The sequence below is a fragment of the Bartonella sp. OD88NMGDW genome, from assembly GCF_042193775.1.
GTDB lineage: Bacteria > Pseudomonadota > Alphaproteobacteria > Rhizobiales > Rhizobiaceae > Bartonella > Bartonella grahamii.
Window position 1 is genome coordinate 1 of the sequence record NZ_JBHIMA010000080.1, and the last position, 686, is coordinate 686.

1 protein-coding gene and 1 pseudogene are annotated in these 686 nt (G+C 33.7%); both read left to right on the plus strand.

Translation table 11 applies throughout. From position 1 onward, the window contains the following. A pseudogene (locus tag ACFIJR_RS09200) lies at positions 1-222 on the plus strand (DNA adenine methylase); the annotation flags it as partial. Between the two features lie 65 nt (positions 223-287). Continuing rightward, a complete protein-coding gene (locus ACFIJR_RS09205; RefSeq protein WP_375648391.1) occupies positions 288-662 on the plus strand; it encodes a helix-turn-helix domain-containing protein in 375 nt (124 codons plus the stop codon). Positions 663-686: the final 24 nt, after the last annotated feature.

Here is a 686-nt window from a genome sequence, read left to right on the forward strand (position 1 = left end):
AAGAAGAAGTGTTACAGCTCTGGGAATTTTGTTGAAGATGATTTTGTGAGTATGGCAAAAGTTCTCAAAAGCATACAAGGTAAATTTGTCTTGAGTCTCAATGATTGTGATGCGGTTCGAGAGATCTTTAAGGATTTTGACTTTTTAGAATTAGAGACCCTTTGGACATCTGGTTTTGCTAAAAAACCACCCCGAAAAGAACTCTTGATTCGCAATAATTGAGGAAAATCATAAAAAGATTTGTTAGAATCAGAAGAAAATATTTCTTCTCTAATAGGACTTTTTATATGGTTACATCTTTTGGTAAAATTTTACGGAAACTTCGGGTTGATCATTCAGAACGCCTCTTAGATATGGCTAAGAAATTAGACATATCTGTATCATTTTTATCTGCTGTAGAAATTGGCAAAAAATCTGTTCCTGTAGAACTGGAAGAAAAGATCATAGAGCTTTATGGTTTAGATAAAGCAATGGCTTCTCTCTTAAAAAAAGAAGCCTATTCTTGTCGAAAAAGCATCATAATAAAACCTTCTACTCCGTTGCAACGTGAAACTGTTGTTGCGTTTATGAGACTTTTAGATGGCTTACATCAAGAAGCGTTAGCAGATTTCAAAGAAACATTAGAAACATTGTGCGAAGCGTGCTTTATAGAGAAATGTTAGAAAATCCTATTCCCTAACTTTTAT